We start from the raw sequence: 24,687 nt of genomic DNA on the forward strand, positions 1-24,687 counted from the left end.
TCCGCCCGGCACGCGCCGGGCACATAGGAGGGGCGGGACCGTTCGCGGTCCCGCCCCTCCGTCGCGTCGTGTCGGGACGCGTCGCCCCCTGCGGCCTCGCGCTAGCGGGCCGCCCCCTTCGCCCGGTTGAGCAGGCCGATCACGAGGCTCACGACCAGCACGATGATGCCGATCCAGATGAGGACCTTCGCGGCCTCGATGGCGACGCCGAGGATGAGCAGCACGGCGCCGACGATGACCAGGATGAGCCAGAGAGGCATGTCGTCCCTTTCGTCCATGTCCGGCCTGGATTGCCGGACCTCCTCAACACTGCCACGACCGGCCGCTGCTCGCTCGTCGAACGCCTCTCGCGGGTGAGACCACTCCGGATGGGACAATGGAGCGCGTGACTGCTCCCGCCCCTGTCCTCAGCACGACGACCGCCGACCCCGGCCCGGCCTCCGCCGGCACGGGTCCGCTGCTCGCGCCGCTGCGGATCGGCCCGATCGTCGTCGAGACGCCGGTCGTCCTCGCCCCGATGGCGGGCGTCACGAACCGCGCGTTCCGCACGCTGTGCCGCGAGGCCGGCGCGAGCGGCGGCGACGACCCCGGGCTCTACGTCGCCGAGATGGTGACGAGCCGCGCGCTCGTCGAGCGCAACACGGAGGCGCTGCGCATCGTGACGTTCGGCGCGGACGAGACGCCGCGGTCCGCGCAGGTGTACGGCGTCGACCCGGCGACCGTCCGCGAGGCCGTGCGCATCATCGTCGCCGAGGACCGCGCCGACCACGTCGACCTCAACTTCGGCTGCCCGGTGCCCAAGGTGACGCGCAAGGGCGGGGGAGCGGCGCTGCCCTGGAAGCGCGACCTGTTCACCGCGATCGTGCGGGGCGCCGTCGAGGCCGCCCGCCCGTACGGGGTCCCCGTCACGGTGAAGATGCGCAAGGGCATCGACGACGACCACCTCACCTACCTCGAGGCCGGCCGCATCGCCGAGGGCCTCGGCGTCGCCGCGGTCGCGCTGCACGCGCGCACGGCCGCCGAGCACTACTCGGGCACCGCGGACTGGACCGCGATCGCCCGCCTCAAGGAGGCGGTCACGAGCGTGCCGGTGCTCGGCAACGGCGACATCTGGTCCGCCGAGGACGCGGTCCGCATGGTGCGCGAGACGGGCTGCGACGGCGTCGTCGTGGGCCGCGGGTGCCAGGGGCGGCCGTGGCTGTTCGCCGACCTCGCCGCCGCGTTCGCGGGCCGGCCCGAGCGCGTGCGGCCGGGGCTGCGCGAGGTGGCCGACACGATCTACCGCCACGGCGAGCTCATGATCGAGTACTTCGACGGCGACGAGGGCAAGGGCATGCGTGACCTCCGCAAGCACATGGCCTGGTACCTCAAGGGCTACGCGGTGGGCGGCGACGCGCGTCGCGCGCTCGCGATGGTCTCGACGCTCGACGAGCTGCGCGGGCACCTCGACGCGCTCGACCAGGACGCCCCGTACCCCGGCGAGGCCGCCGAGGGGCAGCGCGGCCGTGCCGGTTCGCCCAAGACGCCGCACCTGCCGTACGGCTGGCTCGACTCGCGCGAGCTCGACGCCGAGCACGAGGAGCGCCTGCGCGAGGCCGAGCTGAGCGTCTCCGGCGGCTGACGGCGGTCGGACAGCCACGGCGACGAGCGAGAGGGGTCCGCGGTGCGGTTCGAGGGTCGGCCGTCGTGGCGCCTGTCGGTGTCGGACGGCGGGGACCTCGACCTGCTGCTGTGGGTCCGCGACGCGCTCGGGCTCGTCGCCGCGGCCGACGACACGCCGCCGCACTGCGAGCCGGCACCGGCCGACCGGTCGGCGCTGCTCCCGGCGGACGCACGCGACGCCGCGGCGTCGCGATGGATCGTCTGGTGGCGCGCCGCCCTCGCGTTCGAGGCCGCCGGAAGGATCGCGGAGCCTCCGTCGGGGGAGGACGCGTTCCTCGGCTGGGTCCGCGCGCGGTCCGTGGCACGGGACGCCGTCGGCTCACCGCCCGCGTTCGCGGCTCTGGACGACGTGCCCGGGCTGCGCGACGCCGTCGCGCGCCTGTGGCCCGAGGCGCACCGTGCCCTCGCGGAGCGCGAGGCGGACCGCGCCGAGGTGCTGCACCGACGAACGGCGGCGGACGACCGTCGCGCGCTCGCCGCGGAGGTGGCCCGCACGCACGGCGTCGGGATCGGTGACGTGCGCGGCGCCGTGCTCGTGGTCCCGGTCGCCGGAACGTGGTGGCGCGTCGCCGCCCCGGGGGCGGTCGTGTGCTCCGCGTCCGCCTACGTCGGCGACGCGGCGTTCGCCACCGAGGTGGTCCGCGCCGCGTTCGAGTCCGGCCTGCGGGCATGAGGACGGCCGGGGCCCTCGCGGACCCCGGCCGTTGCTCGGGTCACCCGGTCAGAGTGCGCGCAGCCACACCGTCGTGTCGGACGGCACGCGGACCTGCGGGTCCGCGGACCGGTCGGTGAGGACGGGGCCCGACGCCACGAGGACCTCCACGCCGTGCGGCAGGACGACAGGCTCGGCGCCGAGGTTCGCGAGGACCACGACGTCGCGGTTGCGCAGCGCTAGGACGTCCACGGAGTCCGCGTAGTCCTCGACCCACGCGAGCGTGCCCGAGCCGAGGCGCTCGGCGCGGCGCGTCGCGAGCGCGGTGCGGTACGTCTCGTACGTCGACCCCTCGACGCCGCGCTGCACGTCGGCCGCGTAGCGCGCGTAGGACGCGGGCTGGGGGAGCCACGTCTTCCCGGACGGGCCGAAGCCGTACCCGTCGGCGTCCGCGTGCCAGGGGAGCGGGATGCGGCAGCCGTCGCGGCCCGCCTCGGCGCCCTGGGTGCGGAAGAACGCGGGGTCCTCGCGCACGTCGTCGGGCAGCGCGGTGTGCTCGGGCAGGCCCAGCTCCTCGCCCTGGTAGAGGTACGACGAGCCGGGCAGGCCGAGCATGAGGAGCGACGCGGCGCGTGCCCGGCGCAGGCCGAGCTCCTCGTCGGGCTGCGGGTCGTGCGCGAAGATCCCGTTAGGACGCAGCCCGGGGTCCGCGAGGCCGAGTCGCGACGCGTGCCGCACGACGTCGTGGTTCGACAGGACCCACGTCGTGGGGGCGCCGACCTCGTCGTTCGCGCGCAGCGACGCCGCGATCACCGTGCGCAGGGGCGCCGCGGACCACGCGGTGGTGAGGAAGGAGAAGTTGAACGCCTGGTGCATCTCGTCCGGGCGGACGTAGCGCGCGAGCCGGGAGAGCGGCTCGACCCACGCCTCGGCGACGAGCGCGCGGTCGCCGTCGTACTCGGCGAGGACGCGGTGCCACGCGCGGTAGATCTCGTGCACGCCGTCCTGGTCGAACATCGGGCCGGAGTTGCCCGCGCCCGTCGAACCGTCCTCGGGAGCGCCGGGGTCGGTCTCCTCCTCGGCGGTGCCCTCCACCATCGACACCGTGCCGTCCCAGTCGGGCAGGCCGTCGGCCTTGATCATGCCGTGCGCCACGTCGACGCGGAACCCGTCCACGCCCTTGTCGAGCCAGAAGCGCAGGACCTGCTCGAACTCCTCGCGCACCTCGGGGTTGTCCCACGCGAGGTCGGGCTGCGTGGAGTCGAACAGGTGCAGGTACCACTGGCCAGGCGTCTCGCCCTCCGCCCCGGTGACCGGGCGTGCGTCCGGACCGGCGGTGACGCGGGTCCACGCGGGGCCGCCGAAGATCGACTGCCAGTTGTTCGGGGGCAGCTCGCCGTGCTCGCCCTCGCCCTCGCGGAAGACGTAGCGCGCGCGCTCGACCGAGCCCTCGGGCGCGGCCAGCGCCGCCTGGAACCACGCGTGCTGGTCCGAGGTGTGGTTCGGGACGAGGTCCACGATGATGCGGATCCCGCGCGCGTGCGCCTGGGCGAGCAGCTCGTCGAAGTCTGCGAGCGTTCCGAACAGCGGGTCGACGTCGCGGTAGTCCGCGACGTCGTAGCCCGCGTCCTTCTGGGGCGAGCGGTAGAACGGGCTCAGCCAGACCGCGTCGACCCCGAGCTCGGCGAGGTGGTCGAGCTTCGAGGTGATGCCGGGCAGGTCGCCGACGCCGTCGCCGTCGCCGTCCGCGAACGAGCGCGGGTAGACCTGGTAGATCACGGCGTCGCGCCACCACTCCGGCGCCTCGCCCGGGCCGGTGTGCACGAGCGCCCCGGTGCTGAAGGGCGCGGGCGCGGTGGCCGTCGCGGTGGTGCTGGCGGTCGGCGTCGAATCGATACGAGTCATCGAGCTGTCGGTCCTCACGTGCGTGGTGTCGGGGTTCTTCAGGGGGATCACTCGGCAGGCGGAGCGGGGGTGACGCCGACCCTCCGTCGAGTGTAAGCGCTTGCGGTGACGGGGCGACGGGCCCGGCCCGGGGGCCGGGGGTGGCCGTCGACGTCGTGGCGTGCGTCGTGCTGCCGCGGCGTGCTGCCGTCAGGCGGTGGGCGCACCCGTCGCCGGGGCGGCGCCCGTGGAGTCGCGGACGATGAGCTCCGGCTGGAACAGCAGCTCGGAGCGCGGAGCGCGCTCGCCGGCGATCTCGGTGAGCAGCGCGCTCACCGCGGCGTGCGCCATGGCGTTCACGGGCTGGCGCACCGTGGTCAGGGGCGGGTCGGTGAACGCGATGAGGGGCGAGTCGTCGTAGCCGAGCACCGACACGTCCTGCGGCACGCGCAGCCCACGTGAACGCGCGGCGCGGATCGCGCCGAGCGCCATGAGGTCGGAGCCGCAGACGATCGCGGTGTGGCCCGCGTCGATGAGCTCGCCGCCCGCCGCCTGGCCGCCCTCGACGGTGTACAGGGTGACGACGACGTGCTGCGCCGCCTCGGACTCGTCGGCGACGAGCCCGTGCCGCACGAGCGACTCGGCGAAGCTCGCGAGCTTGCGCTGGGCGGGGACGAACCGGTCCGGCCCGATCGCGAGCCCGATGCTGCGGTGGCCGAGCGAGACGAGGTGGCGCACCGACAGCTCGACGCTCGCGACGTCGTCGGGCGAGACGAACGGCGCGTCGATGCCCTCGGCGAAGCCGTTCACCAGCACGATCGGGATGCCGCGGCTGCGCAGGCGCTCGTAGCGCTCGTGGCTCGCCTGGGTGTCGGCGTGCAGGCCGGAGACGAAGACGATGCCGTCGACCGCGTGGTCCATGAGCATGTCGACGTAGTCGTCCTCGGTCGTGCCGCCGGGCGACTGCGTGCACAGCAGCGGCGTGTACCCGTGCTCCGACAGGAGCGACTCGATCGTCTGGGCGAACGCCGGGAAGACGGGGTTCGTCAGCTCGGGGACGACGAGGCCGACGAGGCCGGCCGAGCGGGTGCGCAGCGTCGAGGGGCGTTCGTAGCCCAGCACGTCGAGCGCGGCGAGGACCGCCTGGCGGGTCTCGCTCGCGACGCCGGGCTTCCCGTTGAGGACGCGCGAGACCGTCGCGGTGGAGACGCCGGCCTGGGCGGCGAGATCGCTGAGACGGGTGCGCACATGGGGAAGCGTAGGGGACACCGGACCTCCTCGTCCTGGTCGTCCGACCGGCGAGCCGCGAATCTCCGTACGGAGGCGCGGACCCGTCGGCCGGGGGAGGCGGGGCGGGCGCCGGTCGGCGCCCTGCAAAGCGTTGCATGAAAGTTACCGCAACGACTTGCATCCGTGCCACCTCGCGCTCTACCGTCGTCGCATCAGGGCCCACGGTCGGTGCGAACCGACGTCGGCCACCACCGCACTGCAACATGCTGGGAGTGACCACTGATGCGACGGAGCATCCTTCTTGCCGCCGCGCTGACCACGACGTTGGCGCTGGCCGCCTGCTCGTCCGGCGGCTCGGGAGACGAGAGCACCGACGAGCCGAGCGCCGAGGACACCTCCGGTGGCGGCACGCTCACCGTCTGGGTCGACGAGACCCGCCAGGACGCCGTGACCGCGGCAGCGGAGTCCTTCGAGACCGAGACGGGGACGACCGTCGAGGTCGTCCTCAAGAACTTCGAGGACATCCGCGCTGACTTCCTCGCGCAGGTCCCGACGGGCGAGGGCCCCGACATCACGGTCGGCGCGCACGACTGGCTCGGCGAGCTCACGACGAACGGCGTCGTGGCGCCGCTCGAGCTCGGCGACAAGGCCGCCGAGTTCGAGGACGTCTCGATCCAGGCGTTCACGCAGGACGGCCAGGTCTACGGCCTGCCCTACGCGATCGAGAACATCGCCCTGATCCGCAACACCGCCCTCGCGCCGGAGGCGCCCGCCACGTGGGACGAGGCCGTCGCCGCCGGCCAGGCCGCGGGGACGCAGTTCCCGATCCTGGTCCAGTCGGACGGTGACAAGGGCGACCCGTACACCCACTACCCGTTCCAGACGTCGTTCGGCGCCCCCGTCTTCACGCAGAACGAGGACGGCAGCTACACGTCGGAGCTCGCGATGGGCGGCCCCGAGGGCCAGGCATTCGCGGAGTGGCTCGGCGCCCAGGGCGCGGCCGGCGTGCTCAGCCAGGACACCACGTACGACATCGCCGTCGAGGCGTTCAAGAACGGCCAGTCCCCGTTCATCGTCGGCGGCCCGTGGATGATCGACTCGTTCGAGGGCATGGACCTGTCGATCGACCCGATCCCGACCGCGGGCGGGCAGCCCGCGCAGCCGTTCGTCGGCGTCCAGGGCTTCTACCTCAGCGCCGAGAGCAAGAACGCGATCGTCGCGAACGACTTCCTCGTCAACTTCCTCTCGACCGAGGAGGCGCAGCTCGCGCTCTACCAGGCAGGCAACCGTCCGCCGGCGCTGACGGTCGCGGCCGACTCCGCCTCGGCAGGCGACCCGATCGTCGCGGGCTTCCGGGCCGTCGGTGCCGAGGCCGTGCCGATGCCCTCGATCCCCGAGATGGCGTCCGTCTGGAGCTTCTGGGGCGTCACGGAGGCCGCGATCGTCAGCGGTGCTGACCCCGTCCCCACCTGGGACAAGATGATCGCCGACATCCAGGGCGCGATGGACTCCTGACCCGGCTCGGACCGGACCGCCGTCGCGGTGCGCAGGGTCACCTGCGCGCCGCGACGGCGTCACCGCCGGTCCGGCACCGGCCGCGACACGGCACGACGACACACGGGACGACGCGGGACGAACCGCGTCACGACCTCGGAGGCACCAGGATGTCCGCCCCACAGACCACGACCGACGCGGAAGTCGGCCCACTCGGAACCGACGGGCCGCCGCCGCGGCGCACCCGTGGGCTGCGCGCGGCGGACGCCTCGCACGCGCGCGACTACAGCCCCGGGTTCTTCGTCAAGCTCGCGCTCATGGCCGTCGTCGACGCGCTCGGCGTGTACGTGGTCTGGTCCGCGTGGACCGAGGGCTCGTACGGGATCCTCGCGGCGTCCCTGGCGATGCTGGTCGTCGCGAACTGGGTGTACTTCTCGAAGCGCGCGCTGCCGCTCAAGTACATCCTTCCCGGGCTGCTCTTCCTCCTCGTCTACCAGATCTTCGTGGTCGGCTACACCGGGTACGTCGCCTTCACCAACTACGGCACCGGGCACAACGCGACCAAGGAGCAGGCGGTCTCCGCGCTGCTGATCCAGAACGAGCGCCGCGTCGAGGGCTCGCCCTCGTCGGCGCTGACCGTGGTCGAGGACGGCGACGCGCTCGGCTTCGCGGTCGTCACCGAGGACGGCGAGGTCGAGGCCGGGACGGCGGACCGGCCGCTCGACGTCGTGGACGGCGCGACGGTCGAGGACGGTCGCGCGACCGACGTCCCCGGCTTCACCGTGCTGCCCCGCGACCAGGTGCTCCAGCGCCAGGCCGAGGTGACCGAGCTCCGCGTGCCGGTCTCGGACGACCCGGAGGACGGCTCGATCCGCACCACGGACGCGCGGACCGGCTACGTCTACACCTCGGCGCTCGAGTGGGACGCCGCGGCGGACACCATGACCGACACGACGACCGGGACCGTCTACACCCCGAACGACGAGGGCCAGTTCGAGGCTCCCGACGGCTCGACCCTCGCGGTCGGGTGGCGCGTGCCCGTCGGCTTCGACAACTTCGTCACCGCGTTCTCCGACGCCCGCTACGCGCAGCCGTTCGTCAAGATCCTCGTGTGGACGTTCGTCTTCGCGATCGGCTCGGTCGTCACGACGTTCCTGCTCGGCCTCTTCCTCGCGATCGTCTTCAACGACACGCGGATGCGCGGGCGCAAGGTCTACCGGACGCTCATGATCCTGCCGTACGCGATCCCGGGGTTCCTCGCCGCGCTGCTGTGGTCCGGCCTGCTCAACACGCGGTTCGGGTTCGTCAACGAGGTGATCCTCGGCGGCGCGCACATCCCGTGGCTCACGGACCCGTGGCTCGCGAAACTCTCGGTGCTCGGCGTGAACCTGTGGCTGGGCTTCCCCTACATGTTCCTGATCTGCACGGGCGCGCTGCAGTCCCTGCCGTCCGACGTCATGGAGGCCGCGAAGATCGACGGCGCGGGCCGCTGGACCACGTGGCGCGCGATCACGCTGCCGCTCCTGCTCATCGCGACCGCGCCGCTGCTCATCTCGTCGTTCGCCTTCAACTTCAACAACTTCACGCTCATCTACATGCTCACAGGAGGCGGTCCACGCTTCGCGGACGCGTCGGTCCCGCTGGGGCACACCGACATCCTCATCTCGATGGTGTACTCGATCTCCGGCGTCGACGGCTCGGCGCAGAAGGACTTCGGGCTCGCGAGCGCCCTGTCGATCGTCATCTTCGTCATCGTGGGGACGATCTCGGCCATCGCCTTCCGCAGCACGCGCAAGTTCGAGGAGATCAGCTGACATGGCGACCACCCAGGCACCCCCCGTCGTCGACGGTCGGCCCGTCCCGTCCTCGGCCTCGCGGACCCGCATGAAGCCGGGCCGCTGGTTCTCCGAGCTCGGCTGGCGGCACGTCGTCGGCGTGATCGCCGTCGTCTACGCGGCGTTCCCGCTCGTGTACGTCCTCTCCGCGTCGCTCTCGGAGAACGGGACCCTCACCGGCTCCAACACGTTGTTCTCCGACGTGAGCGGCGCGAACTACGCCGAGCTCGGCACCACCATGTTCTGGACGTGGATGGGCAACACCCTCGTCATCGCGATCGCGACGTCCGTCGGCACGGTGCTCATGGGAGCGGCTGCCGCCTACGCGTTCTCGCGGTTCCGGTTCGCCGGACGCCGTGCGGGACTGACGTCGCTGCTCATCGTCCAGATGTTCCCGCAGATGCTCGCGTTCGTGGCGATCTTCCTGCTGCTCATCGGGCTCGGGAACGTCGTCCCGATCCTCGGCCTGAACAGCAAGATCGCCCTCATCGCCGTGTACCTGGGCGGCGCGCTCGGCGTGAACACGTTCCTCATGTACGGGTTCTTCAACACGGTCCCGCGCGAGCTCGACGAGGCCGCCAAGATCGACGGTGCCACGCACTCGCAGATCTACTGGACGATCATCCTGCGCCTGGTGGCGCCGATCCTCGCGGTCGTCGCGCTGCTCTCGTTCATCAGCACGTTCGGCGAGTTCATCATCGCGCGCATCGTTCTGACGTCGGAGCGCAACTGGACGCTCGCCGTCGGGCTCTACGGGTGGGTGTCGTCGCTCAAGGAGGCGAACTGGGGCCTGTTCACGGCCGGCGCCGTGATCTCCGCGCTGCCTGTGCTCGCGCTGTTCCTCTACCTCCAGAAGTACATCGTCGGCGGGCTCACCGCCGGTTCCGTGAAGGGCTGACCGCGTGCGCGACGTCGCGACCCCCGTCCCGCACCACGACGGCTCGGCGCTGTACGTCCCCGAGGGCGTCCCCGCCCTCGGGGACACGGTCCCCGTCCGCGTGCGCGTGCCCCGGTCGGCGGGCGTGCGCGACGTGTGGCTGCGCACCGTGCGCGACGGCGAGCCTCGGCTCGCGCCCGCGCGGCTCGACCGCTCGGACGAGCACGAGGACTGGTACGTCGCCGAGGTGCTCGTGCACAACCCGGTGACCGGCTACCGGTTCTTCCTCGACGAGGGGGAGCGCGGGTACCGCTGGCTCAACGGCCGCGGGACGTGGGACCGCGACGTGCCCGACGCCGCGGACTTCCGTCTCACGGTCCACGAGGGAGCACCCGCGTGGATGCGCGACGGCGTCGTGTACCAGGTCTTCCCGGACCGGTTCGCCCGCTCGGCCGGGGCGGACGGACGGCCGCTCCCGCCGTGGGCCGTCCCGGCTGCCTGGGGCGACGAGCCGCACGGCGCCGGGCCCGACGTCGGCACCCAGTACTACGGAGGCGACCTCGCCGGGGTCGAGGAGCGGCTCGACCACCTCGTCGCGCTCGGCGTCACGACCCTCTACACGACGCCCGTCTTCCCGGGCCGGTCCAACCACCGCTACGACGCGAGCACCTTCGACCACGTCGACCCGCTGCTCGGCGGCGACGCCGCCTACGCCTCGCTGATCCGCGCCGCGCACGCGCGCGGGCTGCGCGTCATGGGCGACCTCACGACCAACCACACGGGCGCCGGGCACGAGTGGTTCGCGCGGGCGCTCGCGGACCCCGGTGCGCCGGAGCGCGACTTCTACTACTGGACCGACGGCGAGCCCGGGTACGTGGGCTGGCTCGAGCACGCGTCGCTGCCCAAGCTGTCGTACGGCTCGGCCGAGCTCGGGGCGCGCATGATCGACGGGCCCGGGTCCGTCGTCGGGCGCTACCTGCGCGAGCCGTTCGGCCTCGACGGCTGGCGGATCGACGTCGCCAACATGACCGGCCGGTTCGGCGCCGAGGACCGCACGCTCGAGGTGGCGCGGCGACTGCGCGCGACCATGCGGGCCGCGAACCCCGAGGCGGCGCTCGTCGCGGAGCACTTCCACGACGCGTCCGGCGACCTCGCGGGCGACGGCTGGCACGCGAACATGAACTACTCGGCGTTCACGCGCCCGGCGTGGACGTGGCTGTCGCCGCCGGACTCGCCCGTGCCCTACCTGGGGCTGCCGGTGCGCACGCCGCGGCGCGGGGGCCATGACGTCGTCGCGACCATGCGCGAGTTCGACGCCGTGCTGCCGTGGCGCGTCACGGCGTCACAGTGGAACATGCTCGGCTCGCACGACACCCCGCGCCTGCGCTCGATCGTCGGCTCGCGGGAGATGGTCGAGGTCGCGGCGACGCTCCTGCTCACCTACCCCGGCACGCCGGTGATCTTCGCGGGCGACGAGGTGGGGCTCACGGGCCTCAACGGCGAGCACGCGCGCGCGACCATGCCGTGGGACGACGGCGCACGCTGGGACGCCGCGACGTTCGACCTCTACCGGGCGCTCGTCGCGGTACGGCGCGGCTCGGACGCGCTGCGCCACGGCGGCCTGCGCTGGGTGCACGTCGACGACGACGCCCTCGTCTACCTGCGCGAGACGCCCGACGAGCGCGTGCTCGTCGCGCTCGCCCGCGGGCCGTGGGACGGCGTCACGCTGCACCCCGCGCTCGTGGGGCCGGGCGGGGTGGAGAGGCTGCACGGCTCGCTCGATCTCTCCCGGCACGACGGCGGCGCGCGGCTCGCGGGCGACGGCCCGGCCGTCGGGGTGTGGCGCCTGGGCTGAGCGCTCAGCGGAAGAGGTGCGCGACCTGGCGCACGGCGTCGTCGTACTGCGCGCGGTCGAAGGCGAACGCGCCGAGCGCGGAGTAGTCCCACTCGGGCCGGAACGGCTGGGTGAGGTCGCGCCAGACGACGGTCGTCGCGTCGGCGTCGACCGTCACCTCGAACGGCCAGCACCCGGCCTCGTGGCAGTCGCACGCGAGGACCCACGCGTGCCCGCCCGACGGCGTCCGCCCGCGGCCATACCACTGGTGCGCGGCGTCGCCGTAGCGGAAGAACGCGGGGACGAGCCCCCCGTACGCACCCGCGGGGGAGTAGCCGCGCGCCGACTCGTGCCGTCCGACGAGGTCGACGAGCGAGCGGCCGTCGACGTACGGGACGACCTCGACCAGGCCGTCGACGGTGACGGCCCGCAGCTCGAGCGCGTGCGCTGCACCCATGTGCGCGAGGCTACGCCCCAGCAGGCCGGCGCGCTGCCGAGACGGGAGCTCTCGCCCCCGAGCGGCTCGGACCGAGGGCCGGAGCTCCTTCTCGGGGCGGCGCCGCCGTGGCAGGATCGCGGCGTGACCGTCGAGCGCCTCGCGATCCTGTCGGACGTCCACGGCAACGTGTCCGCGCTCGACGCGGTCCTCGCCGACGCGCGGTCCCGCGGCGTGACGACGTTCGTCAACCTCGGCGACATGGTCGGCAAGGGCCCGCGCGGGCGGGCGGTGGTCGACCGGTGCCGGGAGGTGTGCGCGGTGAGCGTGCGCGGCAACTGGGAGGACTTCCTGCCCCGGACGCCCGACGACGGCCTGCCCGAGCAGGTGTGGTGGCGCGACGAGCTGCGCGCGGACCAGCGGGACTGGTTCGGCACGCTCCCGCTCAGCCACGACCTGCTCCTGAGCGGTCGGCGCGTGCGCCTCTTCCACGCCTCGGCCGCGTCCGTGCACACCAAGGTGCACCACCAGCACACGCCCGAGGAGTTCTCCGACATGTTTGCCGCGACCGACCTGACCGGTCCTGGCCCCGTGCCCACCGTCGTGGGGTACGGCGACATCCACGACGCCTACGTCGAGACGCACCGCGGCCGCACGCTGTTCAACACCGGCAGCGTCGGCAACCCGCTCGACGAGCCGACCCCGGTCTACGCGATCCTCGAGGGCGTGCCCGGCTCGCCCGACCCGGCGCCCCTCGCGATCCAGCACGTGCGCGTGCCGTACGACGTCGAGGCGGAGATCGCCGTCGCCTACGACGTCGGCATGCCCGAGGCCGACGCGTGGGCGGGCGAGCTGCGCACCGGCGTCTACCGCGGCCTCGCGGACCCGGCTGCCGCCGCGTCCTGACCGGCGTCGTTACGCTGGGGCCCGTGCAGACGTTCGAGCAGGAGGCGTTCGACCCCGCGGTGGTGGGGACCGGCCCGCGCCCGGCGCGCGGCGAGGAGGGCACGGCGTCGTACTCGGACGCCGACACCGAGCGGTGGTTCGTCGAGTCCGCGAAGTCCCGCGCGCGCACGCCGTTCGAGCGCGACCGCGCGCGCATCGTCCACTCCTCGGCGCTGCGCCGCCTCGGCGCCAAGACGCAGGTGCTCGGGCCGGGCAGCGACGACTTCGTCCGGACCCGCCTGACGCACACGCTCGAGGTCGCGCAGGTGGGCCGCGAGATCGGCAAGGCGCTCGGGTGCGACCCGGACATCGTCGACACCGCGTGCCTCGCGCACGACCTCGGGCACCCGCCGTTCGGGCACAACGGCGAGCGGGCGCTCGCGGACCTCGCGGTCGACGTCGGCGGGTTCGAGGGCAACGCGCAGACGCTGCGCCTCCTCACGCGGCTCGACCCCAAGGTCGTCGACGAGGACGGGCGGTCGTACGGGCTCAACCTCACGCGCGCGAGCCTCGACGCGAGCGTCAAGTACCCGTGGGGCGCGGGCGAGGCGCCGCTGCGCGCGGACGGCCGCCCGACGCACAAGTTCGGCGTCTACGAGGACGACCGCCCGGTGTTCGACTGGCTGCGCGCGGGCGCGCCGAGCCAGGTGAAGTGCCTCGAGGCGCAGGTCATGGACCTCGCGGACGACGTGTCGTACTCGGTGCACGACGTCGAGGACGCGGTGGTCGGCGGGCGCATCGAGCTCGCCGTGCTCGACGACCCCGACGAGCGCGCGCGCGTCGTGCGCGCGGTCCACTCCTGGTACGGCACGGCGTACGACGAGGCGGCGCTCGACGCCGCGATCACGCGTCTGCAGGGCACCGGGCACCTGGTCACCGGTTTCGACGGGTCGCGCCGCGCGCTCGCTGCGCTCAAGGACGCGACGAGCCAGCTCATCGGCCGGTTCACCGGAGCGGCGCAGGACGCGACGCGCGCCCTCTACGGGGACGGGCCGCTCACCCGGTACGCCGCGCGGCTCGTCGTGCCGGACGAGACGGTGGCGGAGATCCTCGTGCTCAAGGGTGTCGCGGTCGCCTACGTGATGGCGCCGCGCGAGCAGGAGCCGCTCTACCAGCGCCAGCGCGAGGTCATCGCCGATCTCGTGCACGTCTTCTCCGACCGCGCGCCCGTCGCGCTCGAGCCCTCGTTCGCGGCGGACTGGGAGGCCGCGCCCGACGACGCCGCCCGGCTGCGCGTCGTCGTCGACCAGGTCGCCTCGCTGACCGACGTCTCGGCCATGCAGTTCCACGCGCGCCTCGTGCGCCCGCCGGCCTGAGCGACCGGCGAGCGGCACCGCCGTCGGGCTGGGCGCCCGGGTCAGCCGCGCTCGGAGACCCAGGCGTCGCTCGCGCGCTGGACGTCCTCGGCCGTCACCGAGTCCGCGACGGTCGCGAAGTACCAGCGGTGCCCGAAGGGGTCGCGGACGGCGGCCTGGCGGAACCCCTCGAACCAGTCGGCGGGTTCCGCGAGGCTCGTCGCGCCGGCGGCGAGCGCCCGCGCGTACGCGACGTCCGTGTCCTCGACGGGGACGGTGAACGACGCGTGCGTGGGCGCGCCCGGCTCCGGCGCGACCGAGTCCGGCGGGAACGCCTCCGCGACGGTGAACGTGCTCGTGCCGGACGGTGAGGCGAGACGCAGGTCGGAGTGGATGACGGCGTCGCCCGCCGTGATGGTGTCGACCACCTCGGCGCCGAGCGCCGCCTCGTAGAACGCGATCGCCTCGCGCGCGCCGCTCACCGTGACGTTGGGGTGCAGTGCCGACATCTCCATGGTGTCCTCCTCGTCGTGGTCGCCCGCGAGGTGCGGGCCGTCCCACCATGCTCGTGTCGGCGGGTCGTGCCAGTCTTGGAGGAATGCGACAGGTGTTCGAACCGGGTCATCCGGCCGACGGGGGCGCACGGGCCCGTCGGCGGCCGACGACGTCCGTGCGGGGCCTGGTGGATCCCACCGCCGCGCGGCACGGGTTCGAGCTCGTGCGCGTCGAGCCGGCGCCGGACCTCGCCGACCTCGTGGAGCGGCACTGGGTCGTGCGGTGGGACCTGCCGCCGGGGGAGTCGTTCACGCAGGTCCTCGTGCCGCACCCCGTCGCGAACGTCGTCGCCGAGGAGTCGGGCTACGTCGCGCACGGCATCCCGCCCGGCCTGTTCGCGCGCACCCTGACCGGCTCGGGCGCCGTGGTCGGCACCAAGCTGCGGCCCGGCGTGTTCCGGGTGCTGCTCGGGCACCCGGACGCCGTGCGCCCGGGGGTGCAGGTCCCCGCGGCCGCGTTCCTCGGCCCGACGGCGGAGCGCACCGGGGCCACCGCGCTCGGCCTCGCCCGCGCGGGCCGGGACGAGGACGCGGCGCGCGCTGTCGAGCCGCTCCTGCGCTCCCGTGCCGAGCGCGCCCGGACCGTCCGTACCGAGCGCGACCTCGACCGCGTCGCGCGCGCGTTCGCGGCACTCGTGGGCGGCGAGCTCGGGCCGGGTGCGGGCGTCGGCGACCTCGCGGCGCTCGTCGGGACGTCGTCGCGCTCGCTCCAGCGCCTCTTCGCCGCGTACGTCGGCGTCAGCCCCAAGTGGGCCCTCCAGCGGCACCGCGTGCACCTCGCCGCCGACCTGCTCGCGGCCGACCCCGACCAGGACCTCGCGGCGCTCGCGAACGCCGTCGGGTACTACGACCAGGCGCACCTCGGCACCGACTTCGCCCGCGCGACCGGGTCCACGCCCGGCGCCTACGCGCGACGCTGCGCGGCGTCGCGCGCCGCGCTCGTGCCGGCGGCGTCGGGGCCGGGCCAGGGGTGACCGACGACGCCGTCCAGCCACGCCCGGGGCACCGCTCGGGCGCATAGACTCGCTCCGTGGCAGGCCTGATTCGACGCGAGGACGTGGAAGCCGTCCGCGACCGCGCACGGATCGACGAGATCGTCTCCGCGCACGTCACCCTCAAGACCGCGGGCGTCGGTTCGCTCAAGGGCCTGTGCCCCTTCCACGACGAGCGGTCGCCGTCGTTCCACGTGCGCCCCGGGGTGGGTCGCTGGCACTGCTTCGGGTGCGGCGAGGGCGGCGACGTCATCTCGTTCGTCCAGAAGATCGACGGCCTGACCTTCGTCGAGGCCGTCGAGTACCTCGCCGACCGCGTGGGGATCCAGCTCCGCTACGAGGACTCCGGCGGGCCGCAGCGCCCGCGTGAGGAGCCGGGCCGGCGCCAGCGGCTGCTCGAGGCGCACCGCGTGGCCGCGCAGTACTTCTCCGAGCAGCTCTTCGCCCCCGGCGCGCAGGCCGCCCGCGCGTTCCTGGCCGAGCGCAGCTTCGACCGCGCGGACGCCGAGCACTTCGGCGTCGGGTACGCGCCCACCGGCTGGGACAACCTCCAGCGCCACCTCCAGGGTCGCGGCTTCACGCAGCCCGAGCTCGTCGCCTCCGGCCTCATGAGCCAGGGCCAGCGCGGCATCTACGACCGGTTCCGCGGGCGTCTCGTGTGGCCCATCCGCGACGTCACGGGCGAGATCGTCGGGTTCGGCGCGCGCCGCCTCTACGACGAGGACCAGGGACCCAAGTACCTCAACACGCCCGAGACCTCGCTCTACAAGAAGTCGCACGTCCTCTACGGCATCGACCTCGCCAAGCGCGAGATCGCCAAGCAGAAGCGCGTCGTCGTCGTCGAGGGGTACACCGACGTCATGGCCGCGCACCTGTCCGGCGTGACGACCGCCGTCGCGACGTGCGGCACGGCGTTCGGCTCCGACCACGCGCGCATCGTGCGCCGTCTCCTCGGCGACACGACGGCGGGGGGAGGCATGCAGCTCGCGTCGGGCGCGTCCGTCGGGGGCGAGGTCGTGTTCACGTTCGACGGCGACGCGGCGGGTCAGAAGGCCGCCGTCCGCGCGTTCGGCGAGGACCAGCGCTTCTACGCCCAGACGTTCGTGGCCGTCGAGCCGAGCGGCATGGACCCGTGCGAGCTGCGCATGGCGCGCGGCCCCGACGCCGTGCGCGCCCTCGTCGACGGGCGCCAGCCCCTCTTCGAGTTCGTCATCAGGACGACGCTCGCGACCTTCGACCTCGACACCGCCGAGGGCCGCGTCGGCGCGCTGCGCTCCGCGGCCCCCGTCGTCGCGGGGATCCGCGACGCCGCGCTGCGCCCCGAGTACGCCCGCATGCTCGCCGGCTGGATCGGCATGGACGCCGAGCGCGTCCGCCGCGAGGTGGCGGCCGCCGCCAAGCGGGGCAGCGCGCCCGGTCCGGTCCGCACCGCGCGGCCCGACGACGCCCGCCCGGGTGCGGAGGCCGTCGCACCCGAGCCGGAGGTCCCCGCGCTGCCGGCGCCCGACCCGCGCGACCCCGTGGCGCGCCGCGAGCGCCTCGCGCTCGTCGCGGTCCTCCAGTACCCGCAGCACGTGCCGCCCGTCTTCGACGACCTCGGCGAGGACGCGTTCGCCGTCCCCGCGTGGCGCGCCGTCCACGCCGCGATCCGCGCCGCGGGCGGGGTGCGCGAGGGCGCGACGCTCGGCGCCGGGCACTGGGTCGAGGCCGTCGTCGAGCAGGCCGCCGAGCCCGTGCGCGGCCTCGTGACCGAGCTCGCCGTCGCGCCCCTGCCGGAGGACCGGGAGAACGTCGTGGGCGGCTACGTCGCCGGCGTCGTGCGCGGCCTCGTCGACCTCGGGCTCACCCGCCGCGTCGCCGACGCGAAGAGCCGCCTCCAGCGCCTCGACCCTGCGGCCGACCTCGCCGCGTACCAGGAGGCGTTCGCCGCGCTCCTCGCCGTCGAGGCGGAGCGCCGCACGCTGCGCGAGGGCGAGATCGCCTGAGCCGTCCGGGAGGTCAGGCCGTCGCGTCCGCGGTCGCGGCGGCCGTCGCCGCCCGCCGGTCGCGCGCGGCCTGACGGTCCGGCGGCATGAGGGCCGCGAGGACGACGAGGACCGCTGCACTCGCGGCGAGCAGGACGAACACGACGTGGATCGCGGCCATGAGGCCCGGGCCCTCGGGCGTGCCGTCGGGGCCGAGCGTCGTGCGGGCGTTGATGATCGCGCCGCAGACCGCGACGCCGACGGCCGAGCCGAGCGACCGCGCGAACATGTTGGTGCCCGTCACGGCGCCGCGCTCCGTGAACGCGGCGGACGACTGGGCGGCGATGAGCGTCGGGACCGCGGTCAGCCCCATCCCGACTCCCACGACGAACGTCGTCGCGGCGACCGCGAAGACCGACGACGACGCGCCGAGCAGGAGCGTGAGCGACGTGCCGGCGAGGACGAGCGTCGAACCGATGACGGCGGTCCAGCGGAAGCCGATCCGCAGGTAGAGGCGCCCGGCGTTCGAGGCGGAGATCGGCCAGCCGACCGTCATCGCCGCGAGCGCGAAGCCCGCCACGAGCGGACCGACGCCGAGGACGCCCTGGGCGTAGATCGGCACGTACGTGGACAGCGCGAGGACGATCACGCCGACGAGGAGCGAGACCGCCGTCGACACCCCGACGACGCGCCGGCGCAGGATCGCGAGGTCGACCACGGGGTAGCGCGTGCGTCGTGCGTGCACCGCGAAGACGCCGAGCAGGAGGACCGCGGCGCCGAGGACCGCGAGCGACGCGGGGGAGGTCCACGCCCACGTGGACCCGCCCTCGAGCAGCCCGAGCAGCAGCAGCGTGCTGCCGGCGGTGAGGAGCGCGGCGCCGACGTAGTCGATGGGCTCGCGCGCTCCCTCGCGCGGCGACTCGTGGTACCGGCGGTGCAGCATCCACGCGGCCAGCGCGCAGAGCGGCACGTTGACGAAGAAGATCCAGCGCCAGCTCACGAACTCCGAGAACACGCCGCCGAGCGTCGGTCCGACGACGGACGAGATCGCCCACACGGACGCGAGGTAGCCCTGCGCCTTCGCGCGCTCCTCGAGCGTGTAGATGTCGGCGGCGATCGTCTGGGAGACGGGCATGACCGCGCCGGCCCCGAGGCCCTGGAGCACGCGCCCGGCGACGAGCGCGGGCATCGACCACGCGAACCCGCACAGCACGGACCCGAGGAAGAAGAGGGCGACGCCCGCCAGCATGAGGCGCTTGCGGCCGAGGACGTCGGACAGCCTGCCGAAGACCGGCGTCCCGACCGCCTGGGCGAGCAGGTAGCTCGAGAACAGCCAGGGGAGCTGCGCGAACCCGCCCAGCTCGCGCGCGATCGTCGCCGACGCCGTCGCGATGATCGTCGCGTCCAGCGCGACGAGGGCCGTGGACAGCATGAGGGCGAGGAGGACGGGGCCGCGCTCGGAGCGCAGGCCGATCCCGGTGGGGGACGTCGTGGTCACGACAGACGCAAGCCCCGGGCAACGGTCGAGTATTCCCGGGCGCGTGACTGCGTGGGTCGGATCGGTCGGCCTGGCCGGAGAAACAGCTCGGCCCCGGACCGCTGGGCGATCCGGGGCCGAACCCGTGGGCTCCCGCGGTAGGACTTGAACCTACGACCGTCCGATTAACAGTCGGATGCTCTGCCAGCTGAGCTACGCGGGATCGATCATGGCCGTCGCGGTGTGCACCGCAGCGACCGGGGAAAACTCTAGCAGGCTCAGAGGGGTAGTCCGGACGCCGACCGGACCCTGCCCTCGGCGGCGTCCACGCGGGCCGTCACCTCCGGGTCCGTCAGGTCGACGCCGGGGTCCGCGACGACCTGCGAGAAGAGCTCGCCGTCGCCGTCGCGCCGCACCGCGACCCGGGCGGTGAGCCCTGCGGCGAACGTCACGGTCTCCGACAGGACCACCGAGGACTGCACGCGCTCGCGCAGCGTCTGGGCGAGCGACGTGCGGCGCGCGTCGGCGAGGCGGAGGGCCAGGGGAGCGCCGCCGTCGACCCACGAGACGGTGATCGTGGCGGTCTCCGGTGCGTACCCCGCCCGGTCGACGTCCGACCACGGACGGCGTGCGACGGTCGTGCCCGTCGGGTCGCTCGTGAGGAGCTCGGTGCGCGTCGCGACCGCCCACGAGCCGTCGGTCAGCTCGGCCGAGGCGAGCACGCGGTCGTCCGCCGGGACGTCGAGCGCGCGGCGGACGGGGTCGGGCAGGCTGGGACGGCGGAACCAGGACACGTCCCCACCGTAGCCGCTCCGGGTCGGCCCGCCGGACGGGCGGTATGCTCGCCCGCGCGCCCCGTTAGCTCAGCTGGTCAGAGCAGGAGACTCATAATCTCTCGGTCGCGGGTTCAAGTCCTGCACGGGGCACCACCGGGCTGCTCGTCCACGCCCACGTCCACGTCCCCCTGCGGATGCGGTGGGCGGCACCGCGCGGTGTCATGGCCGCATGACGGTACGGATCAAGCGGGTGTACGAGCCCGTTGACGAGGGCGACGGGTTCCGCGTGCTCGTCGACCGGCTGTGGCCGCGCGGCGAGACCAAGGAGAAGGCGCGCGTGGACCTGTGGCTCAAGGACGTCGCGCCGTCGACGGAGCTGCGGCGCTGGTTCCACCACGAGGAGCGGCTGTTCGACGAGTTCGCCGCGCGGTACCGGGCCGAGCTCGACGCGAACGGCGCGGCCGTGGGAGAGCTGCGGGGCGTCGTCGGGCAGCATCCCGTCGTGACGCTCGTGTACGGGGCGAAGGACGAGGAGCACAACCAGGCGGTCGTGCTGCGGGACTACCTGGCCGCGACCGGTCCGTCCTGACGCGCCGGGGCGCGGCCCGGGGGACCGGCGTCGCGTCGGAGGTCGCGATCGAGGGCGCGGCGCAGCCGCGGGCCGAGCGGGCGCTCGACGGCGCGGTGGATCGCCCAGGCGAGCACCAGGCACACGGCGACGGCTACGGTCAGCGTCGCCGCCCGGGACAGGTACGGGTGCACCGACTCGATCACCCACCGCCCCCACGACGAGTGCACGAGGTAGAGCGGGTACGTCAGGGCGCCGAGCGCGGTGAGCCAGCCCCAGGAGACCCGGGCGAGCGGGGTGAGCGTCGCGGCCGCGACGACGGCGAAGCACAGGACGATCGCGACCCACCACACGGTCGGGGACACGACGACGTCGGTGCTGTTCTCGATGCGGGCCGCCTGGATCCTGCCCGAGACGGCTGCCGCGAGCACCACGTCGAGCGCGAGCGCCAACCACAGGACCGGCGAGCGGCGCTCCCGCGTGAGGAGGTAGAGCACCATCCCGCCGGCGAAGAGCGGGGCGTCGGGCGCGACGAGGACGGTCGCGACGAGATCGGAGCCCGTCTGCGTGGCGATCGCCCCCGCGACCGGCCACAGCACGACGAACGCGAGCACCCGCGCGCGGGTGAGCCCGACGGCCACGAGCACGCCGACGAGGACGTAGAACCGCAGCTCGGACCAGAGCGTCCAGTAGACGGCCTCCAGATCCGGGATCCCGAACGCCCGCTGGACCATGGTGAGGTTGGCCGCGGCCTGGGGGAGGTCGACGTCGCGGCGCCCCGGGATGACCAGGACGAGCAGCAGCAGGGTGAGGATGACCGCCGCCCAGTAGGCGGGGAACAGCCGGCCGGCGCGCGAGGCGATGAAGCCGCGCACGTCGCGACTCCACGCGGTCATGAGGATGACGAACCCGGACACGACGAAGAAGAGCTGGACGCCGAAGGACCCGTAGGCGGCGACGCCCTGTGCACCCGGCAGGGAGTCGCTCGTCCGCTCGCCCCACGCGTGGTGGTTGACGGCGACGAAGTGGTACACGAGCACCGCCGCAGCGGCCGCGAACCGGAGTCCGTCGAGCACGGCGAGGCGTGGAGTCGTCGAGGGCATTCGGCGCACGTTACCAAACCGTGATCTGAAGAACCTGGGAGTGCGTTTCGACGTGCGTGCGCGGCGCAGTGCTGGCACCGTGTCCGGGCCGGAGAACCCGGCGACGCTGGGGGCGGCGTCCCGACGACCGAGGAGGTCCAGTGGCACCGAGTATCAGCTCGACGGGCAAGGCGGCAGCGCGAGGCGCACGGGGCAGCAGGATGCTCGAGCTCCTGGCACGTGCCGGGTACGCGGTCAGCGGTGTGCTCCACCTCGTGGTGGGCGTCCTCGCGGTCCAGGTGGCGACGGGCTCGGCGTCGAGCGAGCAGGCCGACCAGACCGGCGCTCTCACCGCCATCGCGCAGACGCCGGGCGGGACCGTCCTGCTCTGGTTCTCCGTCGTGGCGTTCGCCGCGCTCGCGCTGTGGCAGCTCACCGTGGCGGTGAGCGGCGCCGCCGAGACGTCCGACCGGCTCAAGGCCGCCGGCAAGGCGGTCCTCTACCTCGCGCTCGGGGTGCTCGCCGTGCAGGTCGTCAACGGGTCGGCGGGCGGCTCCGGCCAGGAGGAGAGCATGACGGCGACGCTCATGCAGAAGCCGGGCGGCGTGCTCCTGGTGGGCGCGGTCGGCGTCGGGATCGTCGCCGGCGGTGTATACCACGTGGTCAAGGGCTGGCGGAAGAAGTTCCTCGAGGACCTCGAGGGCGGCACGGGCGGGAACGTCGGTCGCGCCGTCGTGACGCTCGGCCGGGTCGGCTACATCGCCAAGGGTGTCGCGCTCGGCGTGCTCGGCGCGCTCTTCGTCGTGGCCGCCGTGCAGCACGACCCCGAGCAGGCGGGCGGGCTCGACTCCGCGTTCGCGACCCTCGCGGACCAGCCGTTCGGCGCGGTGCTGCTCGTCGCGGTCGGGCTCGGCTTCGCCGCGTACGGGCTCTACTCCTTCGCCCGCGCCCGGTACGCCCGCATGTGACGCGGCGGACAGGCGGGTCGGCCGTGAGGCCGGCCGCCCGTCCGCGCGCGCATGGAAGAATGGCGCCCATGGCGATGAGAGAGATCCGGACCATCCCGGACCCCGTGCTCCGCACCCCCTGCGACGAGATCACCACCATCGACGACCGCGTGCGCTCGCTCGTCGCGGACCTCGTCGAGACCGTCGACCACGAGGGCCGCGCGGGCCTCGCCGCCAACCAGATCGGCGTGAACCTCCGGGCGTTCTCCTGGAACATCGACGACGAGATCGGGTACGTGCTCAACCCGCGCATCGTCGAGCTCTCCGACGACTACCAGGACGGCGACGAGGGCTGCCTCTCCGTCCCCAACCTCTGGTACCCGACGCGACGCGCCTGGTACGCGCGCGTCGTGGGGACGGACCTCGACGGCAACGAGGTCGTCGTGGAGGGCACCGAGCTCATGGCCCGCTGCCTCCAGCACGAGTGCGACCACCTGGACGGCATGCTCTACCTGGACCGCCTCGACCGCTCCGTGCGCAAGAAGGCGATGCGGGAGCTGCGCGCCCACCTGTGACGACGCGCGTCGCCTGACCGCGGCCGGGCACGCCCGGCGAATCTCTCGCGCGAACGCGCGATGTCGTGCAAGATGGGCACGAGACACGCCGCGACGTACGTGTGACGTGCTGTGACACCACCCTCGGTGAGGACGTTGGGGAAGACGCAACCTCGACCTAGGGAGGCAGACATGGCCGGTGCCATCACCCGCGGTGTTCTTTACGTGCACTCAGCACCGCGTGCTCTGTGCCCGCACATGGAGTGGGCCGCGGGCAACGTCCTCGGCGTGCGCGTGTCGCTCGACTGGACCGAGCAGCCCGCCGCGCGCGGCCTCTACCGGGCCGAGTACTCGTGGCAGGGTCCGCAGGGGACGGGCGCCAAGCTCGCTTCCGCGCTGCGCGGCTGGTCCCACCTGCGCTACGAGGTCACCGAGGAGCCCAGCCACGGCGTCGACGGCGGGCGCTGGTCCCACACGCCCGACCTCGGCATCTTCTACGCCCAGACCGACGTGCACGGCAACATCGTCGTGCCCGAGGACCGCATCCGCGCCGCCCTGGAGCAGGTGAGCGAGCCGTGGGCCATGCGCGACGCCCTGCACCTCGCGCTCGGCAAGGCGTGGGACGACGAGCTCGAGCCGTTCCGCTACGCCGGGGCCGGCGCCCCGGTGCGCTGGCTCCACCGGGTCGGCTGACCGCGCGCGTCCGCCGCGCACGGCACGAACGAACAGAGGGCGCCTGCCGGGATCTCCCGGCAGGCGCCCTCTGTCATAGTGCGCCTAGCCTGCTCGGCGGGCGTGGTGCGCGCGGAGCCGGACGCCGGCGCCCACCGCGACCAGCAGGAGCGCGGCGACCAGGAACAGGCCCAGGTCGTCCGTGCCGGTCCGGGCGAGGTAGTCCGAACCGCTGCCGCCGGTGCTGCTTCCCGAGGTGCCGGAGCCGGAGCCCGAACCGGAACCGCCCGTGCCGTCGTCGTCGCCCGAGGCGGTGAGGTAGACCTCGAACGACGCGACCGTGGAGTCGCCGACGTCGACGCTCGTCGCCGTGCCCGTGTGCGGGCCGACCTCGAAGTCCGCCGGGACGACGAACGTCCAGCTGACCTCTCCGCTCGCGTCGGCGGTCGCCACCGGCAGGATCAGCGGCTCCGAGTTGATGACCGCCTGGACCGACTCGCCCGGCTCGAAGCCCGACGCGACGAACGTCTGCTCGGCACCGCGCAGCACGCGCGGCGTGACGAACGACGAGACCAGGGCACGGTCGCCCGTGTCGACGACCGTGAGCGGCGCCTCCGCCTCGTTCCCGGCGTCGTCGGACGCGTGCACGGTGTAGTCGCCCGGCGTCGCGTCGTCGGGCACCGTGATCGGAGTGGTGAAGCTCCCCTCGTCGTCGGTCTCCACGTCGACCGTCGCGACGACGTCGCCGTCCTCGTCCACGAGCTCGACCGTGACCGTGGTGCTCGGCGGCCACCCCTCGCCGGTCACGGTGACCTCGTCGCCGGGGTTCGCCGTGGTCGGGTCGACCGTGACGGTCGGCTCGGACACCCCGACGCCGCCGACGCCGAGCGGGGTCTCCGCCTCGGTCGAGGTCGTGTCGTCGATGCCGACGACGGTCGTAGCCGCCGGGGGTCGTGT

22 protein-coding genes, 2 tRNA genes and 1 pseudogene are annotated in these 24,687 nt (G+C 73.7%); 15 read left to right on the forward strand and 10 right to left on the reverse strand.

Annotation, left to right across the window (positions count from 1 at the left end; genetic code table 11):
• Window positions 1-101 precede the first annotated feature (101 nt).
• The gene (locus tag FB00_RS22035; protein ID WP_144425673.1) at window positions 102-260 is read right to left on the reverse strand and encodes a hypothetical protein; all 159 of its coding nucleotides are present in this window, start codon (window positions 258-260) and stop codon (window positions 102-104) included.
• Window positions 261-376: 116 nt separating this feature from the next.
• Here FB00_RS22035 and dusB point away from each other — a divergent pair, with 116 nt between their 5' ends.
• Both dusB and FB00_RS21110 read left to right on the forward strand, forming a co-directional pair.
• Window positions 377-1,621 (forward strand): tRNA dihydrouridine synthase DusB, encoded by a 1,245-nt coding sequence (dusB, locus tag FB00_RS11255; protein ID WP_047233011.1) that lies wholly within the window; start codon window positions 377-379, stop codon window positions 1,619-1,621.
• 42 nt (window positions 1,622-1,663) lie between these two features.
• The gene (locus FB00_RS21110; RefSeq protein ID WP_052877604.1) at window positions 1,664-2,335 is read left to right on the forward strand and encodes a hypothetical protein; all 672 of its coding nucleotides are present in this window, start codon (window positions 1,664-1,666) and stop codon (window positions 2,333-2,335) included.
• A 48-nt stretch (window positions 2,336-2,383) separates the two neighbouring features.
• Here FB00_RS21110 and FB00_RS11265 read toward each other — a convergent pair whose 3' ends face one another.
• Entirely contained in the window at window positions 2,384-4,219 is a 1,836-nt protein-coding gene (locus tag FB00_RS11265) for a glycoside hydrolase family 13 protein (RefSeq protein WP_052877609.1), read from the reverse strand.
• A 189-nt stretch (window positions 4,220-4,408) separates the two neighbouring features.
• A complete protein-coding gene (locus FB00_RS11270; RefSeq protein ID WP_231581808.1) occupies window positions 4,409-5,446 on the reverse strand; it encodes a LacI family DNA-binding transcriptional regulator in 1,038 nt (345 codons plus the stop codon).
• Between the two features lie 264 nt (window positions 5,447-5,710).
• On the opposite strand from FB00_RS11270, the gene FB00_RS11275 reads away from it, so the two are divergent.
• The 4 genes from FB00_RS11275 (at window position 5,711) to FB00_RS11290 (ending at window position 11,489) form a co-directional block, all read left to right on the forward strand.
• Window positions 5,711-6,943, forward strand: coding sequence for a sugar ABC transporter substrate-binding protein (locus FB00_RS11275; protein WP_047233015.1), 1,233 nt, complete (start codon window positions 5,711-5,713; stop codon window positions 6,941-6,943).
• Between the two features lie 149 nt (window positions 6,944-7,092).
• Window positions 7,093-8,736 carry an ABC transporter permease subunit gene (locus FB00_RS11280; protein ID WP_082141233.1) on the forward strand — a complete coding sequence of 548 codons (1,644 nt, stop codon included), beginning with the start codon at window positions 7,093-7,095 and terminating at the stop codon, window positions 8,734-8,736.
• Window position 8,737: 1 nt separating this feature from the next.
• On the forward strand, window positions 8,738-9,655 hold the full coding sequence (locus tag FB00_RS11285; protein WP_047233016.1) for a sugar ABC transporter permease: 918 nt from the start codon (window positions 8,738-8,740) through the stop codon (window positions 9,653-9,655).
• Between the two features lie 4 nt (window positions 9,656-9,659).
• The gene (locus tag FB00_RS11290) at window positions 9,660-11,489 is read left to right on the forward strand and encodes a glycoside hydrolase family 13 protein (protein WP_047233017.1); all 1,830 of its coding nucleotides are present in this window, start codon (window positions 9,660-9,662) and stop codon (window positions 11,487-11,489) included.
• A gap of 4 nt (window positions 11,490-11,493) precedes the next feature.
• Here the strand turns inward: FB00_RS11290 and FB00_RS11295 are convergent, their stop codons facing one another.
• The gene (locus FB00_RS11295) at window positions 11,494-11,925 is read right to left on the reverse strand and encodes a hypothetical protein (protein ID WP_047233044.1); all 432 of its coding nucleotides are present in this window, start codon (window positions 11,923-11,925) and stop codon (window positions 11,494-11,496) included.
• Between the two features lie 123 nt (window positions 11,926-12,048).
• Here FB00_RS11295 and FB00_RS11300 point away from each other — a divergent pair, with 123 nt between their 5' ends.
• Both FB00_RS11300 and FB00_RS11305 read left to right on the forward strand, forming a co-directional pair.
• Window positions 12,049-12,810, forward strand: a complete 762-nt coding sequence (locus tag FB00_RS11300; protein WP_047233018.1) for a metallophosphoesterase family protein — start codon at window positions 12,049-12,051, stop codon at window positions 12,808-12,810.
• A 62-nt stretch (window positions 12,811-12,872) separates the two neighbouring features.
• A complete protein-coding gene (locus tag FB00_RS11305) occupies window positions 12,873-14,165 on the forward strand; it encodes a deoxyguanosinetriphosphate triphosphohydrolase (RefSeq protein ID WP_047233045.1) in 1,293 nt (430 codons plus the stop codon).
• 41 nt (window positions 14,166-14,206) lie between these two features.
• Here FB00_RS11305 and FB00_RS11310 read toward each other — a convergent pair whose 3' ends face one another.
• Window positions 14,207-14,659: a VOC family protein gene (locus tag FB00_RS11310; protein WP_047233019.1), complete on the reverse strand. Its 453-nt coding sequence runs from the start codon at window positions 14,657-14,659 to the stop codon at window positions 14,207-14,209.
• Between the two features lie 167 nt (window positions 14,660-14,826).
• Here FB00_RS11310 and FB00_RS11315 point away from each other — a divergent pair, with 167 nt between their 5' ends.
• Both FB00_RS11315 and dnaG read left to right on the forward strand, forming a co-directional pair.
• Window positions 14,827-15,672, forward strand: coding sequence for an AraC family transcriptional regulator (locus FB00_RS11315; protein WP_052877605.1), 846 nt, complete (start codon window positions 14,827-14,829; stop codon window positions 15,670-15,672).
• A gap of 56 nt (window positions 15,673-15,728) precedes the next feature.
• A complete protein-coding gene (gene dnaG, locus FB00_RS11320; protein WP_047233021.1) occupies window positions 15,729-17,675 on the forward strand; it encodes a DNA primase in 1,947 nt (648 codons plus the stop codon).
• Window positions 17,676-17,688: 13 nt separating this feature from the next.
• On the opposite strand, the gene FB00_RS11325 is transcribed toward dnaG, so the two are convergent.
• The 3 genes from FB00_RS11325 to FB00_RS11335 all read right to left on the reverse strand — a co-directional run bounded on the left by FB00_RS11325 (window position 17,689) and on the right by FB00_RS11335 (window position 19,925).
• A complete protein-coding gene (locus FB00_RS11325) occupies window positions 17,689-19,152 on the reverse strand; it encodes an MDR family MFS transporter (protein ID WP_047233022.1) in 1,464 nt (487 codons plus the stop codon).
• A 129-nt stretch (window positions 19,153-19,281) separates the two neighbouring features.
• Window positions 19,282-19,354, reverse strand: a tRNA-Asn gene (locus tag FB00_RS11330).
• Between the two features lie 55 nt (window positions 19,355-19,409).
• Window positions 19,410-19,925, reverse strand: a complete 516-nt coding sequence (locus FB00_RS11335; RefSeq protein ID WP_047233023.1) for a hypothetical protein — start codon at window positions 19,923-19,925, stop codon at window positions 19,410-19,412.
• A 58-nt stretch (window positions 19,926-19,983) separates the two neighbouring features.
• Here FB00_RS11335 and FB00_RS11340 point away from each other — a divergent pair.
• Together FB00_RS11340 and FB00_RS11345 are read left to right on the forward strand one after the other, a co-directional pair.
• Window positions 19,984-20,060 (forward strand) — tRNA-Ile (locus FB00_RS11340).
• Window positions 20,061-20,136: 76 nt separating this feature from the next.
• Window positions 20,137-20,496 (forward strand): DUF488 domain-containing protein, encoded by a 360-nt coding sequence (locus FB00_RS11345; protein ID WP_047233024.1) that lies wholly within the window; start codon window positions 20,137-20,139, stop codon window positions 20,494-20,496.
• Here the strand turns inward: FB00_RS11345 and FB00_RS11350 are convergent.
• Window positions 20,469-21,578: an acyltransferase family protein gene (locus tag FB00_RS11350; protein WP_047233025.1), complete on the reverse strand. Its 1,110-nt coding sequence runs from the start codon at window positions 21,576-21,578 to the stop codon at window positions 20,469-20,471. The genes FB00_RS11345 and FB00_RS11350 overlap by 28 nt on opposite strands.
• Before the next feature lie 140 nt (window positions 21,579-21,718).
• Here FB00_RS11350 and FB00_RS11355 point away from each other — a divergent pair, with 140 nt between their 5' ends.
• From FB00_RS11355 to FB00_RS11365, 3 genes are all read left to right on the forward strand, one after another.
• Window positions 21,719-22,525 (forward strand): DUF1206 domain-containing protein, encoded by an 807-nt coding sequence (locus tag FB00_RS11355; protein WP_231581809.1) that lies wholly within the window; start codon window positions 21,719-21,721, stop codon window positions 22,523-22,525.
• A 68-nt stretch (window positions 22,526-22,593) separates the two neighbouring features.
• Window positions 22,594-23,079, forward strand: coding sequence for a peptide deformylase (gene def, locus FB00_RS11360; RefSeq protein ID WP_047233027.1), 486 nt, complete (start codon window positions 22,594-22,596; stop codon window positions 23,077-23,079).
• Window positions 23,080-23,250: 171 nt separating this feature from the next.
• A complete protein-coding gene (locus tag FB00_RS11365; RefSeq protein ID WP_047233028.1) occupies window positions 23,251-23,751 on the forward strand; it encodes a DUF3145 domain-containing protein in 501 nt (166 codons plus the stop codon).
• 84 nt (window positions 23,752-23,835) lie between these two features.
• Here FB00_RS11365 and FB00_RS22345 read toward each other — a convergent pair.
• Window positions 23,836-24,687, reverse strand: a pseudogene (locus FB00_RS22345) (hypothetical protein); the annotation flags it as partial.

The sequence above is a fragment of the Cellulosimicrobium funkei genome (assembly GCF_001019615.1).
GTDB classification, from domain to species: domain Bacteria; phylum Actinomycetota; class Actinomycetes; order Actinomycetales; family Cellulomonadaceae; genus Cellulosimicrobium; species Cellulosimicrobium cellulans_E.

Excerpts from the sequence above, each read along its gene's own strand:
- FB00_RS22035 (WP_144425673.1), bottom strand. The coding sequence starts at position 260 with ATGCCTCTCTGGCTCATCCTGGTCATCGTCGGCGCCGTGCTGCTCATC.
- dusB (WP_047233011.1), top strand. The coding sequence starts at position 377 with ATGGAGCGCGTGACTGCTCCCGCCCCTGTCCTCAGCACGACGACCGCC.
- FB00_RS11265 (WP_052877609.1), bottom strand. The coding sequence starts at position 4,219 with ATGACTCGTATCGATTCGACGCCGACCGCCAGCACCACCGCGACGGCC.
- FB00_RS11275 (WP_047233015.1), top strand. The coding sequence starts at position 5,711 with ATGCGACGGAGCATCCTTCTTGCCGCCGCGCTGACCACGACGTTGGCG.
- FB00_RS11280 (WP_082141233.1), top strand. The coding sequence starts at position 7,093 with ATGTCCGCCCCACAGACCACGACCGACGCGGAAGTCGGCCCACTCGGA.
- FB00_RS11285 (WP_047233016.1), top strand. The coding sequence starts at position 8,738 with ATGGCGACCACCCAGGCACCCCCCGTCGTCGACGGTCGGCCCGTCCCG.
- FB00_RS11295 (WP_047233044.1), bottom strand. The coding sequence starts at position 11,925 with ATGGGTGCAGCGCACGCGCTCGAGCTGCGGGCCGTCACCGTCGACGGC.
- FB00_RS11310 (WP_047233019.1), bottom strand. The coding sequence starts at position 14,659 with ATGGAGATGTCGGCACTGCACCCCAACGTCACGGTGAGCGGCGCGCGC.
- FB00_RS11345 (WP_047233024.1), top strand. The coding sequence starts at position 20,137 with ATGACGGTACGGATCAAGCGGGTGTACGAGCCCGTTGACGAGGGCGAC.
- FB00_RS11350 (WP_047233025.1), bottom strand. The coding sequence starts at position 21,578 with ATGCCCTCGACGACTCCACGCCTCGCCGTGCTCGACGGACTCCGGTTC.
- def (WP_047233027.1), top strand. The coding sequence starts at position 22,594 with ATGGCGATGAGAGAGATCCGGACCATCCCGGACCCCGTGCTCCGCACC.
- FB00_RS11365 (WP_047233028.1), top strand. The coding sequence starts at position 23,251 with ATGGCCGGTGCCATCACCCGCGGTGTTCTTTACGTGCACTCAGCACCG.